Source organism: Tardiphaga alba, from assembly GCF_018279705.1.
Taxonomy (GTDB): Bacteria; Pseudomonadota; Alphaproteobacteria; order Rhizobiales; family Xanthobacteraceae; genus Tardiphaga; species Tardiphaga alba.
Genome location: NZ_CP036498.1, coordinates 1,367,557 through 1,382,136 on the forward strand (window position 1 = coordinate 1,367,557; position 14,580 = coordinate 1,382,136).

At 62.7% G+C, this 14,580-nt stretch carries 12 protein-coding genes; 8 read left to right on the plus strand and 4 right to left on the minus strand.

The genetic code is table 11. The features are described from left to right. Positions 1-85: 85 nt before the first annotated feature. Positions 86-808: a flagellar hook capping FlgD N-terminal domain-containing protein gene (locus RPMA_RS06505; RefSeq protein ID WP_211912054.1), complete on the minus strand. Its 723-nt coding sequence runs from the start codon at positions 806-808 to the stop codon at positions 86-88. Between the two features lie 12 nt (positions 809-820). Next, on the minus strand, positions 821-2,320 hold the full coding sequence (locus RPMA_RS06510) for a flagellar hook-length control protein FliK (RefSeq protein WP_211912055.1): 1,500 nt from the start codon (positions 2,318-2,320) through the stop codon (positions 821-823). 321 nt (positions 2,321-2,641) lie between these two features. On the opposite strand from RPMA_RS06510, the gene mnmA reads away from it, so the two are divergent. The 4 genes from mnmA to RPMA_RS06525 all read left to right on the plus strand — a co-directional run bounded on the left by mnmA (position 2,642) and on the right by RPMA_RS06525 (position 6,509). Further along, positions 2,642-3,838 (plus strand): tRNA 2-thiouridine(34) synthase MnmA, encoded by a 1,197-nt coding sequence (mnmA, locus tag RPMA_RS06515; RefSeq protein ID WP_211912056.1) that lies wholly within the window; start codon positions 2,642-2,644, stop codon positions 3,836-3,838. Positions 3,839-3,856: 18 nt separating this feature from the next. Further along, positions 3,857-4,495: a class I SAM-dependent methyltransferase gene (locus tag RPMA_RS06520; RefSeq protein ID WP_211912057.1), complete on the plus strand. Its 639-nt coding sequence runs from the start codon at positions 3,857-3,859 to the stop codon at positions 4,493-4,495. Between the two features lie 48 nt (positions 4,496-4,543). Continuing rightward, positions 4,544-4,909 carry a hypothetical protein gene (locus tag RPMA_RS27965; RefSeq protein WP_249225575.1) on the plus strand — a complete coding sequence of 122 codons (366 nt, stop codon included), beginning with the start codon at positions 4,544-4,546 and terminating at the stop codon, positions 4,907-4,909. Positions 4,910-5,294: 385 nt separating this feature from the next. Then, entirely contained in the window at positions 5,295-6,509 is a 1,215-nt protein-coding gene (locus RPMA_RS06525; RefSeq protein WP_211912058.1) for a glycosyltransferase, read from the plus strand. A gap of 21 nt (positions 6,510-6,530) precedes the next feature. Here RPMA_RS06525 and RPMA_RS06530 read toward each other — a convergent pair whose 3' ends face one another. After that, entirely contained in the window at positions 6,531-6,950 is a 420-nt protein-coding gene (locus tag RPMA_RS06530; RefSeq protein WP_211912059.1) for a hypothetical protein, read from the minus strand. A 111-nt stretch (positions 6,951-7,061) separates the two neighbouring features. Then, on the minus strand, positions 7,062-7,733 hold the full coding sequence (locus RPMA_RS06535) for a TetR/AcrR family transcriptional regulator (RefSeq protein WP_249225576.1): 672 nt from the start codon (positions 7,731-7,733) through the stop codon (positions 7,062-7,064). Positions 7,734-7,927: 194 nt separating this feature from the next. On the opposite strand from RPMA_RS06535, the gene RPMA_RS06540 reads away from it, so the two are divergent. From RPMA_RS06540 to RPMA_RS06555, 4 genes are all read left to right on the plus strand, one after another. Beyond that, complete coding sequence (locus RPMA_RS06540; protein WP_211912060.1) at positions 7,928-9,133, plus strand: efflux RND transporter periplasmic adaptor subunit; 1,206 nt, start codon at positions 7,928-7,930, stop codon at positions 9,131-9,133. A gap of 6 nt (positions 9,134-9,139) precedes the next feature. Next, entirely contained in the window at positions 9,140-12,289 is a 3,150-nt protein-coding gene (locus RPMA_RS06545; protein WP_211912061.1) for an efflux RND transporter permease subunit, read from the plus strand. Positions 12,290-12,397: 108 nt separating this feature from the next. Beyond that, positions 12,398-13,285, plus strand: a complete 888-nt coding sequence (locus RPMA_RS06550; protein ID WP_211912062.1) for a LysR family transcriptional regulator — start codon at positions 12,398-12,400, stop codon at positions 13,283-13,285. A gap of 233 nt (positions 13,286-13,518) precedes the next feature. Beyond that, a complete protein-coding gene (locus RPMA_RS06555; protein WP_211912063.1) occupies positions 13,519-14,514 on the plus strand; it encodes an NAD(P)H-dependent flavin oxidoreductase in 996 nt (331 codons plus the stop codon). Positions 14,515-14,580 lie beyond the last annotated feature (66 nt).

Below are 14,580 nucleotides of genomic sequence, written 5' to 3' on the forward strand. Positions count from 1 at the left end.
CACATACGTCAATGACGCACGAGCAGTCAGCTGACCGCAGGCCAGCGGCTCAACTACCCGCCACGCCCGTCCCCGACACCACGGCTCACGTGGTCGGCGTCGTTGGCGTGGTCGGTGTCGTTGGTGCCGTGGTCGGGCGCACCACGCGCTTGATCTTATCGACGGTGTAGTTGGCGCCGTTGATCGAGAGCAGCGCCGGGCTGGCCGAGAGATCGACAGAATCGACGATGCCCTGGACTTCCGTCGAGATTGCGACGTCGCGGCCGTTGTCGTCCTTGGCGGTTGCGGTCAGCGTGTAGGAGCCTTCCGGATACTGCACGCCGTCATTGCCCTTGCCGTCCCAAACGAACGTGCCCTGGCCCTCTTTCAAAGAGTACTTGCCGCTATAGACGACGTTGCCCGCAGAATTCTTGATGCTGACCTCTGCCGTCGATGCCTTGTCGGCAAGGAGATTCCATGTCGCCGAGGTCTTGAACTGTGCGGTCGAGCCATCGACGGCGACATTGTTGCCCACATAGACCAGCGCCTGCGTGGCCTGGGTGGCTTTTTCCATTTCGACCAGCGACTTCATGTAGTCGTTCGACTTCAATTGCTGTTCGACCTGCGCGAACTGCACGAGCTGCTGGGTGAACTGGTTGGTGTCCAGCGGATCGAGCGGGTTCTGGTTCTGCAGCTGCGTGGTGAGCAGCGTCAGGAAGGTCTGGAAGTTATCAGCAAGACCCGTCGTGGAGTTTGCATTGGTGCCCGTATTCGTAACGGTTGAGGTGCCGGAGACGACAGGGTTCGAATAGGTCGCATCAACTGCCATGGGTCACTCCTCTCAAATACTGATATCGACGCCGCCATTGGCGCCATACATGCGGCCATAGCCGCGTGCTGCAGGGGCCACGGTGACGGTGTCGTCGTCGTTGATCGTCAGGCGGTGCATATGGCGGCCCGACTGCTCGCCACTCTGCTGCTGTTGCTGCTGGGATTGATCGCGCAGCGAGAATTGCAGTCCGCTGTCATTGGTCTTGAGGCCGGCCTGTTCCAGTGCGCGCTGCAATTGCGGCGCGTCCTGGCGGAGCATGGTCAGCGTCTCCGGCTTTTCGACCGTCAGATGCGAGGTCACATTGCCGTGCTTATCGACTTCGAGCCGCACATCGATACGGCCGAGTTCGGCTGGATCGAGCCGGATATCGAACGAGGTCTTGCCGGCCTTGGCCGATTGCGCGATTTCGACGGCGACGCCGCTGAGCGGCACGGGTGGATTGGCCGCGGCGGGCATATTGGCTTGCGGCGCGACCGCGGCAGCATTGGTGGCCGCCTGCAGATGCGTTTGCTGTTGAGGCGCTGGGGTCGTGTTGGTGAGATCCGGGGCGGCCGTCTGCGGCGCCTGTTCGGCGCGCTGCTCCTTGTGCTGAGCTGCAGCTGCCTTCGCCAGTTCGCCATCCGCCGGAGCGGCTTCGGGCGCCCGTGTTGCGACGGCAGCCGGATCGGACTTCACTTCCGCAACAGGCTTCGACGCGGGAGCCGGTGCATTCAGAGATGGCGATGTCGTGATCGTTTCGACATCGCCGTCCGCTTTCGCGTCGGTGGTCGATGTCGCGGTCGCCGTAGCTTCGGCGTCTGTTTTCTTGCCGCCCTTCGGCGCAGCCGCCGTTGCGGACGCGATCAGCGCAGCAAAATTTTGCTCGCCTTCGATCGACATGTCGCTCGGCAACGCTTCGGCGCCGGTCGCGGTGGTTGTCGCGCCGGCATCCAGTTTGGCCTTGAGCGCGGCAGCGGCGGCAATGGCGAGGGGTTGGCTGTTGCCGGCCATGTCCGGCGTGGCCGGTGCCACGGTCGCATCAGCCGATGGAGCGGAGATCGGAACGGCGATGGCCACCATCTCCAACGTCACCGGCTTTTCAGCGGCGTCGGTATTGGTGCCGTCGGTGGTCTCGGTATCGCTTGCGGCAGCTTTGGGATCTGCCGTCTCGTCCGCAGGTTTCGATTTGGAATCGGAGGCCTGGTCGGATTTCACCGCCTTGTCGTCCGCCCGCTTGGCGGTATCCGGCCGTTCCGTCCCCGGCTTGGCATCCGTACGGCGGTCTTGCGAGGCCGCGGCGCGGTCATCCCGCCGGTCGCTTGCCCGCGGGCGGTCCGCTGTCGACCGGTCGTCGCGTCGGGGGGCAGGAGCCGTAATGTCCGGCTGGGCCGATGGGGCCGGATCAGCGCTGTTCCGGCTGACCAGGGTACCGAACTGGTCGGCGCTCGCGGGCAGGTCATCGCGCGCGGATTTCGAGCGCGCGGACTTCGGTGCGAGGGTCGAGGCGATATCGGACGTGACGCTAACCACGGGTGGCCTTTCCAGAAGAGTTCCAGTGCCTATTCAGCAAGGACCGGGCCAGCAACCGGGCGCTATATGATTTTCATATAAATCAATGGGTTAGTTGATTTCCGCGGATGTCGGAACGTTGCCGCTTGCCGCTTCGTTTCTGCCCGGCGGCAAGATTTGCCGTTCGAAGCCGGTCCCCCGCAATTGATTGAGCGCAACGTCGCCTATATTAAAGTGCACTATCCCAGCCATCGTCGGATCTCTGTAAGTTCCGGGATTGCCTCAGTTTTCCTGATCGCGATCGGTTTCGCCGTTTGCGGTCCCAGCTCATGGCCTTGAACCATGCTCAACAGTCTCGATCTCGAAGGTCGCCCGGAGGACACGCGCGTCGTTGTCGCCATGTCCGGCGGCGTCGATTCGTCGGCAACGGCGGCGCTGTTGAAGTCGCAGGGCTATGACGTCGTCGGTATTACGCTGCAGCTTTACGACCACGGCGCCGCGATGCATCGAAAGGGCGCCTGCTGTGCCGGGCGCGACATTCACGATGCCCGCGACGTGGCGGAGCGGATCGGCATTCCGCATTACGTGCTGGACTACGAGTCCAAGTTTCGCGAGTCGGTGATCGACAATTTCGCGGAGAGCTATGCTCTCGGCGAGACACCGGTGCCGTGCATCGAATGCAATCGCTCGGTCAAGTTTCGCGACCTGCTCGCCACCGCGCGCGAGCTTGGCGCGCAGGCGCTGGCCACCGGTCACTACGTCGCCTCGCGCCGCCGTGCGGATGGTTCGCGCAGCATGGTCTGTGCCGCCGATAGCGACCGTGACCAGAGCTACTTCCTGTTCGCAACCACGCAAGAGCAACTCGATTTCCTGCGCTTCCCCCTCGGCGACATGACCAAGCCGCAGGCGCGCGAGCTGGCGCGGCAGTTTGATCTGTCGGTGGCCGACAAGCAGGACAGCCAGGATATCTGCTTCGTGCCGACCGGCCGCTATACCGACATCATCGAGCGGCTGAAGCCGCATGCGATGGAGCCGGGCGACATCGTCGATATGGATGGCCATGTGATCGGCCGTCACCACGGCATCGCGCATTTCACCATCGGCCAGCGCCGAGGTCTCGGCATCGCATCGTCGGCACCGCTCTATGTGATCCGCCTCGATGCGGAGAGACGCCGCGTCGTGGTCGGCCCGCGCGAGGCTTTGCGGATGCACAAGATCGCGCTGCGCGACGTCAACTGGATCGGCGGCGGGACGATGGATCAGGCCATCGGCGCCGGCCTCGAAATCTTCGTGCGTGTCCGTTCGACGCGTCCACCGGCCCCGGCCTGGCTGCGCAAGGTTGACGGCGGCTACGAAGTCGAGCTGGTCGGCGGCGAGGAGGGCGTGTCCCCCGGCCAGGCCTGCGTGTTCTATGACGCGCAATCCGGACAGGCCTGCGTGCTCGGCGGCGGTTTCATCAAGAGCGCTGCGGCGAAAAGCTCTGTCGGTGCGGCCAATCGCAGTGCTAATGTCCCTGACGTCGCAGCAATGCGCGTGTGAGGAGTTGAAGGCAGGGGCATGGCTGGCGATATCGACCGCGCGGGGGTCGCGAAGGCTTACGGGCGCTGGGCGCCTATTTACGACATGGTGTTCGGCAAGGTGTTCGATGAAGGTCGTCGCTCGACCATCAGCGAAGCCGACCGTATTGGCGGCCGCATCCTCGATGTCGGCGTCGGCACCGGCCTGTCGCTGACCGACTACGCATCGACGACCAAGATCTGCGGCGTCGATATTTCCGAGCCGATGCTGCGCCGGGCGCATGAGCGCGTGCGCACGCACAAGCTCGACAATGTCGAGACGCTGGCGGTGATGGATGCGAAGAACCTCGCATTCCCCGACAATCATTTCGATGCGGTTGTGGCGCAGTATGTGATCACCGCCGTGCCGGATCCTGAAGCGACGCTGGATGATTTCGTCCGCGTGCTGAAGCCGGGCGGCGAGCTCATCCTGGTCAATCACATCGGCGCCGAAAGCGGCCCGCGCAAAATCTTCGAGCTGGCTTTCGCCCCGCTGGCGCGCCGGCTCGGCTGGCGGCCAGAGTTCCCGTGGGCGCGGCTGGCGAACTGGTGCAGTGCCCATGGCGGCGTGACGCTGGCCGAACGGCGCCCGATGGCGCCGATGGGGCATTTCTCGCTGATCCGCTACGTCAAGGCGTGACGTTGCTGTCGTGAAGGAACATCCGGCGCGGCCGGCGGTTCTCTTCCGATGAGCATCAGGCAGACATTTCTCATAGCAGGTTTTGCAATCGCTGGTTCCGGTGCAGTCTTTGCGCAGGCACCACCTGCACCTGCGACACCGCCGGCGCAAACGGCCCCGCCAGCTGCCGACCGCCCCAATGCGAATTGCACTCCGACGCAGACAAACGCTCAGGGCACGATCACGCCAAGCACCGACGGAAAGAGCTCTGAGAATCTCGGCGACAAGCTCGCGAAATCGGACGGCGTGTTATGCCCGCCGAGCAATGTGGATCCGGCCATGCGCGCCCCCGCACCCAAATCGGACAGCAGCAACACGCCGGTGATTCCGCCGCCGGGAAGCCCTGGTGGCGATCAGAGTGTGCGGCCGAAGTAAATGAAACTACTGGTTCGATGATTCGACATCCGCATGCGGGCTCGCGTGTAGATGTTTTATTTGCGTCAATACCATTCGTCGCGCTTCGCACGCGATCACTTCGCAAATGTATGCGCATATTGCTGTTACCCTTACCGCGGCGGAAGTGGTCGAGATCGTCGCTCGTCTCGGTACATAGCTGCGTATTGGCGCACTTCGCTCTATGGAACTGCAGCGTCGTAGGTAGGCTTCGACGCATCGCGCGCACGAACGCAATCAATCTGAATCTGATTTTACGAATTGGCCGCGATCCAATTAACGCAAGTTGTAATCGCCGGATTGTAGAAAGACTTCGTTGGTCTATTTAGTGGACCAATCGCTTGGTCACGATCCGTCTCGAGGTTCAATGCGCGTCGCTGTCGTTCATGATTGGCTGTATACGCTCGGCGGTGCGGAACAGGTGCTGCGGGAAATTCTGCAATGCTATCCGGGCGCAGATGTGTTCACGCTGTTCGATGCGCTGACGCCGGAGGATCGCGCAAAGATCGGCTTCGAGAAGGCGCGGACCAGTTTTCTGCAGCGGATGCCCTTCATCAAGACCAAGCATCGCGCCTATCTGCCGTTGATGCCGATCGCCATCGAGCAGTTCGACCTGTCTGGCTATGATCTGGTGATCTCGTCCAGCTATGCCGTCGCCAAGGGCGTGATCACCGGTCCGAACCAGTTGCACGTTTCTTACGTGCATTCGCCGATGCGCTATGCATGGGATCTGCAGCACGCTTATCTCAACGAGAGCGGCTACACGGCCGGGATTAAGAGTGCATTGGCGCGCGCGTTGCTGCACCGGATCAGGATCTGGGACGTCCGCACGGCGCATGGGCCCGACGCGATGCTGGCGAATTCGAACTTCGTCGCCAAGCGCATCAAAAAAGTCTACGGCCGCGATGCCCGCGTGATCTATCCGCCGGTGACGATGTCATCGCTGCCGAAGCATCTTCCGGTCGGTGAACATTTCCTCGCGGCGAGTCGCCTTGTGCCTTACAAAAAGATCGAGGCCGTGATCCAGGCATTCAATCTGATGCCGGATCAGAAGCTGATCGTGGCCGGGGATGGACCCGAGGCCGAACGGCTGAAGGCGCTGGCCAATCCCAATGTCAGTTTCGCCGGTTTCGTCAGCGATACCAAGCTGCGCGAATTGATGGCGACCGCGCGTGCCTTCGTGTTTGCCGCAGAGGAAGATTTCGGCATCATCGTGGTCGAGGCGCAGTCCGAAGGCGCGCCGGTGCTTGCCTTCGGGCGCGGTGGCGCCCGCGAAACGGTGTCGGCATCGCCAGAGCTTCGCACCGGCATGTTTTTCGATGCCAATGAGCCCGCGGCGATCGCGGAATGCGTGCGCGCCTTCATCGCGCGCGAAGACGATTTCTCACGCGATGTGTGCCGGGCACATGCGCAGAAATTCTCGGCCGAGCGTTTCCGCACCGAGCTGATGTCCTTCGTCAACGAGAACATGCGCAATTTCACCGGCGAGCGCCGGCGCAACACTGGCGGTGGGGATGCAGCAGGTCCGCGCCGGCGCTGGACGGACGCGGAGCGCCAGGCCCAGCGGCAATCCCAACCGTGACATGCGCCACGGGTGAGCGCGTTACGCGCTCGTATTTGGCGCGGCCTTGTAGTCGGGGAAGCGGGACAGGAACGCGCTTTTCAGAAACTTGAAATGCGCAATGCTACCGGTCAGCTCGCGCAGGCGGCGTTGCCCGTTCTGGATCTCGGTCTCGAACAGATCGAGGTGATGGCTGTCGAGGCTTTCACGGGTCAGATATTCATCGTCGCCATTGCCGAATGTCACGGCCGCGCGCGCCAGCACGTCATCGACGCGCTTGGTCAGGCCCGCCTGCTCGGCTTCGGCGCTTCCCAGTGCCTGGTTGATAGCGGTCATCACCGCATCGAGGCGTTCACGGTCGGTCTCGGCATCGCGCTCCGGCGAGCGGGCGCGGAACTCGCGTTCGCCGACAATGCTGCGCAAATAGGTTTGGGCGCGAGACCGCAGGAATGTCTGGAACATGGCATGCCCATCCGATGCCACGCAGCGGCATGCTGCGCGATGGCGCAGTGTGCCCGGTCATGGTGAGCAATCGGTTAAGAAATTGGGGCGGGGATGGGGCGTTCCATCCGGCTACGCCGCCTCGCAAAACGTCGCGATCACCGCATCGATCCGCTTGTTGATGGCGCGCCGGTTGACCTGATGGGTCTCGTCGACCATCGCGCGAAAATGGTCGTGGCTGAAGACCGCGCCGATCATCATCTCCGCGACAGTGCGCGCGGGGAGGTCTTCGAGCGTGGATTTCAGCTTGATGCGTTTGATGCAATCGACGACGCCGTTGTCGCCGCTCTTGAAAATGACGTCGGTAAAGATGCCGGCGAGGGCTGGTGATTGCTTGCGTTCCGCGACGATCAGGCGATGCAGGGCGATCTCGTCGGGGCTGAAGACCACGTCGGCAATGAAGCGCATGGCCTCCCGGAGTTCGTCGATGACGGGTATGCCCGACCGCGATGCGACTCCGAACTGAAACCGTTGCAGATTGTGCGTGAGCATGGCGCGGAACAGGTCGCTCTTGCTGTCGAACAGTTTGTAGAGCGTCTTTTTCGACATGCCGGCAGCCCCGGCGATATCGTCCATGGTGGTGGCGGCAAACCCCTTCTCGCCGAAGGTACGTTTGGCGACCGCCAGCAGCTGGGCGATCCGCTCGGCGGATGGATCACCGGCATCGGGCAATGTCACGCGCAGGTCATTTTGCTGCGGCAAAACGCGCCCCCGCGGCTTCTTTGCGCCGGCCGATGCAACCATTGAACATTCACTCCGTTATACGAGCCGCCTCACAAACGCTTGAGCAGGGCCGACCTGCCGGACGCTTGACTTGGCGCAAGGAAACTAGCAAGTTTCCTAAGCGGAAACCAGAGAGTTTCCCAAAATTTCTCACGGCCACGTCAGCTGCGCGGGATTGCGCGGTGTCGTGCGCCGTTTTTGCATTGGTGATGGTAATGACATCTGGAATTGCTCGCCCGCTGGCTTTGATCGCTGTGTTCGCTCTGGCCGGGTGCGGTAAGCCTGCGTCGGAAGCCGCAGCACCGCCGCCGCCCGAAGTGGGTGTGATGACGCTGAAGCCGCAAGAGGCCTCCGTTTCCACCGTGCTGCCTGGGCGCGTAGTCGCCTATCAGGTCTCCGAAGTGCGCCCGCAGGTGACGGGTATCCTCTTGAAGCGGGTCTTCACGGAAGGTGCCGAGGTGAAGGAGGGCGATCTGCTGTATCAGATCGATCCCGTGCAGTATCAGGCCGCGCTGGAAAGCGCCGAGGCAAATGTGCTGAAGGCACAGGCCAATCTTGCGCTGGTGCGGCTGGTGGCAGAGCGCAAGGCGCAGCTGCTCAAGACCAATGCGGCGAGCCAGCAGGATGTCGATAGCGCCATGGCCAGCTTCAAACAGGGCGAGGCAGATCTGAAGTCGGCCGAGGCCAATCGCGACACCGCGGCGATCGCGCTGGATCGCACCAAGGTGCTGGCGCCGATCTCCGGCCGTATCGGCAAATCGATGATCACGCCCGGCGCGCTGGTGACCGCCAGCCAGACCAATGCGATGACCACGATCCAGCAGCTCGATCCCGTCTATGTCGATCTCGACCAGGCGACATCGGAGATGGAGCGTATCCGCAGCGAAGTCGCCAGCGGTCGGTTGAAGCGACCGGCCGGCGGCGTCGAGATCGAACTGGTGCTGGAAAACGGCAAGACGCATCCGCAGAAGGGTAAGTTCGGCTTCACCGATTCCAGCGTCAACGAAACCACGGGCTCGGTCTCGACCCGTGCGATTTTCGCCAATCCCGAGCGCAACCTGCTGCCGGGCATGTATGTGCGGGCGCGCGTGATCGCCGGCGTCGATCCGACCGCGATCCTGATCCCGCAGCGCGGCGTGTCACGCAATCCGCGCGGTGAGGCCGTTGCGATGTTCGTCGACAAGGACGGTAAGGTCGAGCAGCGTGTGATCAAGGTCGCGCAGTCGATCGGCCCGAACTGGCTGGTGGAGGGCGGTGCCAAGAATGGTGACCGCGTCATCCTCGACGGACTGCAAAAGGCGAAGCCGGGCCAGGTCGCGAAGACCATCGATGTCACTGTCGATCCCAAGACGGGTCTCACAGTGGCGCCGGGGCGGCAGGCCAATGCGGCCGGCGCGGCGACCGATACGCGCAAGGACTAATCGATCATGTCGCACTTTTTTATCAAGCGGCCGATCTTCGCCTGGGTCCTCGCCATTCTGATCATGTTTGGCGGCCTTCTGGCGATCCTGAAGCTGCCGATCGCCCAATATCCGCAAATCGCGCCGACGGTGATCACCATCACCGCGAACTATCCCGGCGCCAATGCGACGACGGCCGAAAATTCGGTGACCAAGGTCATCGAGCAGAACATGACCGGCGTCGACTTCCTGCAATATATGTCGTCCTATTCGACCTCGACCGGTGTGGTGCAGATCTCGATCACCTTCACCAATGAGGCCAATGCCGACATTGCGCAGGTGCAGGTGCAGAACAAGCTGCAGCTGGCGACGCCGCTATTGCCGCAGGTGGTGCAGCAGCAGGGCATCCGCGTCGTGAAGTCGTCGTCGAGCTTCCTGATGGTGCTCGGCTTCGTTTCCGAAGACGGCTCGATGAATGCGAGCGACATCGCCGACTATGTGGCCAGCACGATCAACGAGCCGATCAGCCGCGTCTCCGGTGTCGGCCAGGTGCAGCTGTTCGGCGCCGAATATGCAATGCGCATCTGGCTCGATGCGGAGAAGCTGACCAAATACAACCTGATGCCGGGCGACGTCACCCAGGCGATCCAGGCGCAGAACACGCAGGTGACCGCGGGCCAGCTCGGCGGATTGCCGGCGGTGGACGGGCAGCAGCTGAATGCGACGATCACGTCGCAGAGCCGGTTGCAGACCATCGAGCAGTTCCAGGACATCATCCTGCGCACATCGACCTCCGGCCAGACGGTGCGGTTGAAGGATGTCGCACGCGTCGAGCTGGGCTCGAAGAGCTATGACGCAGTGGCGCGTTATAACACCAAGCCCGCGGCCGGCATGGGCATCTCGCTCGCCACCGGCGCCAATGCGGTCGCGACCTCGGAAGGCGTGAAGGCGCGTATCAACCAGCTCACGGCCAACATGCCGGCGGGCCTGAAGGTGATCTATCCCTACGACACCACGCCCTTCGTGAAACTGTCGATCGAGAAGGTGGTGCATACGCTGTTCGAGGCGGTGGTGCTGGTCTTCCTCGTGATGTTCCTGTTCCTGCAGAGCTGGCGGGCGACCATCATCCCGACCATTGCGGTGCCCGTCGTTTTGCTCGGCACGTTCGGCATCCTTTCCATTGCCGGCTACTCCATCAATACGCTGACCATGTTCGCCGTGGTGCTGGCGATCGGCTTGCTGGTCGACGACGCCATCGTCGTGGTCGAAAACGTCGAGCGCGTGATGGAGGAAGAAGGCCTGTCGCCGCGCGAGGCGACCGAGAAATCGATGAACGAAATCACCGGTGCGCTGGTAGGCATTGGTGTCGTGCTGTCGGCCGTGTTTGTGCCGATGGCGTTCTTCTCGGGCTCGGTCGGTATCATCTATCGGCAATTCGCACTGACTATCGTGTCTGCGATGGTGCTGTCGGTGCTGGTGGCCTTGATCCTGACACCGGCCATGTGTGTGACGATCCTGAAAAAGCCCAAGAAAGGCCATCACGAGAAGCGCGGTTTCTTCGGCTGGTTCAACCGCAATTTCGATCGCACCGCCGGTGGCTATCAGAGCTGGACAAGCCGCCTGGTGAAGCGGCCGGCGAGCGCGCTGGTCGCGTTCGCGGTGGTCGTGGCCGGTGTGGTGTTCCTGTTCGTGCGGTTGCCGTCGTCGTTCCTGCCGACCGAAGACCAGGGCGTCATCATCTCGCTGGTGCAATTGCCGGTCGGCGCCACCTCGGGCCGGACGCTGGACGTCATCCAGAAGGTCGAGAAGCAGTTCATGGAGAACGAGAAGGACACCGTGGAGGGCGTGTTCGCCGTGCAGGGTTTCTCCTTCGCCGGTCAGGGCCAGAATGTCGGTCTCGCTTTCGTCAGCCTGAAGCCGTTCGGCGAGCGCGAGGATCACGCGAAATCCGCCCAGTCGGTGGCAGGCCGCGCGATGGCGGCTTTCTCGACGATCCGCGACGCCATGGCTTTCGCCGTGCTGCCGCCGTCGCTGCCCGGCTTCGGTAACGCGTCGGGCTTCGACTTCTACCTGCAGGACACCGGCAATGCCGGGCATGAGGCGCTGCTGCAGACGCGCAACAAGCTGCTCGGCCTGCTCGCGGCGGATCCACGCATCTCGCAACCGCGCCCGAACGGGCAGGACGACACGCCGCAATTCAATCTCGACATCGATCAGGCGAAGGCGACGGCGCTCGGGATCAATCTCACCGATCTCAACACCACGCTTTCGGCGGCGTGGGGCGGCGCTTACGTCAACGACTTCATCGATCGCGGCCGCGTCAAGCAGGTCTATCTGCAGGGCGATGCGCCGTTCCGCATGGACACGACGGATATCGGCAAATGGTACGTCCGCAATTCATCGGGATCGATGGTGCCGTTCTCGGCCTTCGCCACCAGCCGCTGGAGCTACGGCTCGCCGCGTCTGGAGCGCTACAACGGCGTCGCCGCGGTGCAGATCCAGGGCCAACCGTCGCCGGGCACGAGTTCGGGCACGGCCATGGCCGCGGTGGACGAAGCGATGGCGAAGCTCGGCCCGGGCTACGCCCATGAATGGACCGGCCTGTCGTTCCAGGAACGGCTGACCGGCAGCCAGACGCTGTATCTCTATGCGATCTCGGTGCTGATCGTATTCCTCTCGCTCGCGGCGCTGTATGAGAGCTGGTCGATCCCGTTCGCGGTGATGCTGTCGGTGCCGATCGGCATTCTTGGCGCGCTCGGCGCGGCGACCTTGTTCGGGCAGAACAATGACGTCTATTTCCAGGTCGGCCTGCTCACGACGATAGGTCTGTCGGCGAAGAACGCGATTCTCATCGTGGAATTTGCCATCGAGCAGCAACAGAAGGGCATGTCGCTGATCGAGGCGACGCTGCATGCGGCCAGGCAACGTCTGCGTCCGATCCTGATGACGTCGCTGGCTTTCGTGCTCGGCGTGATGCCGCTCGCTCTGGCCACGGGTGCCGGTTCAGCAAGCCAGAACGCCATCGGTATCGGCGTGGCCGGCGGCATGGTGACGGCCACGGCGCTCGGCGTGTTCTTCGTCCCGGTGCTTTACGTGCTGGTGCGCAAGATTTTCCCGGGCGGCTCAAAGGCCCAGAGCGCGCAAAGCGCACATCCCGCGGCTACTCCGGCGGAGTGACCCGGGAATTGTTTTGGAGCATGATCTGATCCGAAAAACCGGTACCCACTTTTCGGGATCATGCGCCAGCGTGTACATCATCCCGAACACATTGCTTCGGGATGAGACATGCAGGGGCTGGATTGGGATCTGCTGCGCACCTTCTCCGTGATCGCGGGGGAGGCGAGCCTGACACGCGCTGGCGCATTGCTGAAAGTCAGTGCGCAGACAGTGAGCCGCCGGCTCGCCGAGCTCGAGGCCATCACCGGCGTCCGCCTGATTGCGCGTTCACTTGAAGGCTATTCGCTGACACCGGCCGGCGAGCGGCTCCATCGGCAACTCGAGAACATGCGCCTGGAAGCCGTCAGGATCGAGTCCGTGATCGCGGAGATCCGCGAAAAGCCGATCGGCACCGTCCGGTTGTCGATCACCGAGGTGCTCTCCGGTCCGTGGCTGATGGGCGCTATCGCCGAATTCAATCGCCGCTATCCCGACATCATGCTCGAAATCCGCGTCGATGGCTGGCCGGCGTCGGTGCGCCGACGCGAGGCAGATATCGTGTTGCGGCTGTTCGGTCCGGGCAATGAAAATCTGGTTGGCCGCAAAGTCGGGCGGCTTGGCGTGGGCGTCTATGCCTCGAAATCCTATGCGCGGACGCATGGGCTGCCGAAGACACGCGAGGAATGGTCCGACCACACCTCGATCGGACTGGTCGGCGATAATCCGTTGATGGGCTGGTTTGATAATCTCTCCCGGCATGCGCGCCGCGCGCTGCAGTGCTCGTCGCATATCGATCTGATTGCAGCGGCACGCGCCGGGCTCGGCTTCGCACCGTTGATGTGCATCTCGGGCGATGCCGACAAAACACTGGTGCGCGTGCTGCCCGAAAAGCTGCGCAGCTCCACCGAGATCTGGTTGCTGTCACATCCGGATCTGGTGGACGCACCGCAAATCCGCGCGGTGCTGGATTTCATCGCGGAACAGGCAAAGCAGGATCAGGCACGGCTGCTGGGGTGACGCATGCTCGGCCCTCATCCTGAGGAGCGCGCTCTTGCGCGCGTCTCGAAGGATGGTCGCGAAGCTCTGCATCCCGCCATCTCATGGTTCGAGACGGCGCCAAGGCGCCTCCTCACCATGAGGTGAAAAGTCTTGTATCCAAATGTGGCGGATAGCATCTCCATATTTGAGCATCACCCATCCCGCATTTCCCGATATCATCCTCTCAACTTAAATCCGGGATGGAAACACACATGTCGCTGCCGTCGATCTTCCAGAATCGCCTCTCCGTGCCCGTGATGGGCTCACCGCTGTTTCTCGTGTCGGGTCCGGAGCTGGTCATCGCGCAGTGCAAGGCCGGCATTGTGGGCTCGTTCCCGGCGCTCAATGCACGTCCCGTCGCGGTCCTAGGTGAATGGCTCACGCGCATCGAGAACGAGCTTGGCGAATATGCCGCTAAGAATCCGCATCTGCCGGTGGCGCCCTATGCGGTGAACCAGATCTGCCATCCCTCCAATGATCGCCTGCATGCGGATATGGAGATCTGCGTGAAGCACAAGGTGCCGGCGATCATCACCAGCCTGCAGCTGCCGCAGTCCATCGTCGATGCCGCGCATTCCTATGGCGGCAAGGTGTTTCACGATGTCACCACCATCCGCCATGCGCGCAAGGCTGCCGAGATGGGCGTCGATGGCCTGATTCTCGTCTGCGCCGGCGCCGGCGGCCATGCCGGCACGCTGTCGCCTTTTGCGCTGCTGCGTGAAGTGCGTCAGTGGTTCTCCGGCACGATCCTGCTGTCCGGCTCCATCGCTGATGGCTATGGCATTGCGGCGGCACAGATGATGGGCGCCGACATGGCCTATATGGGCACGCGCTTCATCGCCACGCAGGAAGCCAATGCCGTCGAGGGTTACAAGCAGTCGCTGATCGACTATGCGGCGGGCGATATCGTCTACACGAACCTGATCACCGGCGTGCATGGCAATTATCTCGCGCCATCGCTCGTCGCAGCCGGCCTCGATCCCGCCAATCTGCCGGTCTCCGACAAGTCGAAGATGAATTTCGGCTCCGGTGGCAACACCAAGGCCAAGGCCTGGAAGGATATCTGGGGCGCAGGGCAGGGCCTCGGCTCCATCAAGGATGCGCCGGCTGTCGCCACCGTCATTGCACGACTGCGTGATGAATATGACCAGGCCATCGCCGAGTTCGGCGGCAAGCAGGTGGTCGCAAAGCCGGCGGTCGCCGCCTGATGGCGGAGCGCCCCGGCAGGGATGCCGGGGCGTGTTCGCGGAGACCATTCGCCTGTGTCAGGCGGG

Bases quoted from the DNA above. Each gene is read 5' to 3' on its own strand.
- RPMA_RS06505 (WP_211912054.1), bottom strand. From the start codon at position 808: ATGGCAGTTGATGCGACCTATTCGAACCCTGTCGTCTCCGGCACCTCA.
- mnmA (WP_211912056.1), top strand. From the start codon at position 2,642: ATGCTCAACAGTCTCGATCTCGAAGGTCGCCCGGAGGACACGCGCGTC.
- RPMA_RS06520 (WP_211912057.1), top strand. From the start codon at position 3,857: ATGGCTGGCGATATCGACCGCGCGGGGGTCGCGAAGGCTTACGGGCGC.
- RPMA_RS27965 (WP_249225575.1), top strand. From the start codon at position 4,544: ATGAGCATCAGGCAGACATTTCTCATAGCAGGTTTTGCAATCGCTGGT.
- RPMA_RS06525 (WP_211912058.1), top strand. From the start codon at position 5,295: ATGCGCGTCGCTGTCGTTCATGATTGGCTGTATACGCTCGGCGGTGCG.
- RPMA_RS06530 (WP_211912059.1), bottom strand. From the start codon at position 6,950: ATGTTCCAGACATTCCTGCGGTCTCGCGCCCAAACCTATTTGCGCAGC.
- RPMA_RS06535 (WP_249225576.1), bottom strand. From the start codon at position 7,733: ATGGTTGCATCGGCCGGCGCAAAGAAGCCGCGGGGGCGCGTTTTGCCG.
- RPMA_RS06540 (WP_211912060.1), top strand. From the start codon at position 7,928: ATGACATCTGGAATTGCTCGCCCGCTGGCTTTGATCGCTGTGTTCGCT.
- RPMA_RS06545 (WP_211912061.1), top strand. From the start codon at position 9,140: ATGTCGCACTTTTTTATCAAGCGGCCGATCTTCGCCTGGGTCCTCGCC.
- RPMA_RS06550 (WP_211912062.1), top strand. From the start codon at position 12,398: ATGCAGGGGCTGGATTGGGATCTGCTGCGCACCTTCTCCGTGATCGCG.
- RPMA_RS06555 (WP_211912063.1), top strand. From the start codon at position 13,519: ATGTCGCTGCCGTCGATCTTCCAGAATCGCCTCTCCGTGCCCGTGATG.